The 1,546-nt window shown below is 71.9% G+C and carries 2 protein-coding genes; one reads left to right on the top strand and one right to left on the bottom strand.

Features of this window, described 5'->3' with window-relative positions; translation table 11 throughout:
- Positions 1–88 precede the first annotated feature (88 nt).
- Complete coding sequence (locus LGQ04_RS17220; protein WP_229245201.1) at positions 89–799, bottom strand: iron-dependent transcriptional repressor DtxR; 711 nt, start codon at positions 797–799, stop codon at positions 89–91.
- Positions 800–993: 194 nt separating this feature from the next.
- On the opposite strand from LGQ04_RS17220, the gene LGQ04_RS17215 reads away from it, so the two are divergent.
- A partial coding sequence (locus LGQ04_RS17215; protein ID WP_229245200.1) for a ClpX C4-type zinc finger protein occupies positions 994–1,546 on the top strand: 553 nt, incomplete at its 3' end.

Here is a 1,546-nt window from a genome sequence, read left to right as displayed (position 1 = left end):
CGTTCGGCACCTGAGCGCTCAGGTGCCGAACGACCCGGGGTTCGACGTCGCTCTGGTCCGGGACGTCCTGCCCCGGTCGACGCGGCGTTCAGTCCGCCGTGACGAACAGGTGCCGCGCCACGTCGTCGGGCAGGTCCAGCACGACGTCGGACCCCTCGCCCGCGACCGTGACACCCCCGGCGTCCGGCGTCACGACGAGCGTCCGACGCGGCACCACACCCGCCTCCGCGAACCGCGCCAGCAGGTCGACGTCGACCTGGACGGGCTCCGCGATGCGCTGCAGCACCACCCGCACCTCCTGCCCCTGCTGCGCCCCGTGCGCCGCGAGGTGCGACGGCAAGGACGTCACGCCGGACAGGTACTCGACCTCCGGCAGGTCCTCCCCCAGCTCGCGCAGCCCTGGGATCGGGTTGCCGTAGGGGTCGTGCGCCGGGTGGTCGAGCAGGCCGATGAGCCGCTTCTCCACCAGGTCGCTCATGACGTGCTCCCACCGGCACGCCTCGGTGTGCACGTGCTCCCAGTCGAGCTTGATGACGTCCGTGAGGAGCCGCTCGGCGAGACGGTGCTTGCGCATCACGCGGACGGCGGTCTGCTGGCCCAGCGGCGTGAGCTCCAGCTGGCGGTCCCCGCCGACGTGCACCAGGCCGTCGCGCTCCATGCGCGCCACGGTCTGCGACACCGTCGGCCCGGAGTGCCCGAGCCGCTCGGCGATCCGCGCCCGCAGCGGCGGGATGCCCTCCTCCTGCAGCTCGTAGATCGACTTCAGGTACATCTCGGTGGTGTCGATCAGGTCGGTCACGAGGCCTCCCGGGCGGCGCGCAGGGTACGACGACCCTCTTCTCTGGAACGGTTCCAGTCTAGCCCGTCGGGGCGGCGTCCGGAGGCCGACGAGACGACCCGCGCACCTGCCCCCGGCCCGCGACACGACCGACCACGCCGCCACGACGGCTACGATCGGCCCCGACGCGGCACCCACTGCGACCGGAGGTACTCGTGGCACCCACGGACGGCAACGGCACGGGCGACGAGCGCTCCCGCCGCCCCCGCTCGGCGGACACCCTCACCTGCTCCTTCTGCGGCAAGTCGCAGAAGCAGGTCAAACGCCTCATCGCCGGGCCCGCCGGCGTCTTCATCTGCGACGAGTGCGTCGCGCTCTGCCTCGAGATGGTCGACGAGGACCGCGAACCCCAGGACGAGGACGTCGCCGGCGACGGACGCCTCCCCACCCCCCACGAGATCTTCGCCCACCTCAGCACCTACGTCGTCGGTCAGGACGGCGCCAAGCGCGCCCTCGCCGTCGCCGTCCACAACCACTACAAGCGCGTCCGCGCCGCCGCCGAAGCGGCAGAAGCCGCCGAGGCCGACCAGACCACCGACCCCGACGACCTCGACGACGTCGAGCTGGCGAAGTCGAACATCTTGCTGATCGGTCCGACGGGGACGGGCAAGACGTATCTGGCGCAGACGTTGGCGCGGATGTTGAACGTGCCGTTCGCGATCGCGGATGCGACGGCGTTGACGGAGGCGGGGTACGTCGGTGAGGACG

The organism is Cellulosimicrobium marinum (genome assembly GCF_020551945.1).
GTDB classification, from domain to species: Bacteria; Actinomycetota; Actinomycetes; order Actinomycetales; family Cellulomonadaceae; genus Cellulosimicrobium; species Cellulosimicrobium marinum.
The sequence above is the reverse complement of the archived record's forward strand: the minus strand, read 5'-3'. Positions and strand labels throughout refer to the sequence as shown.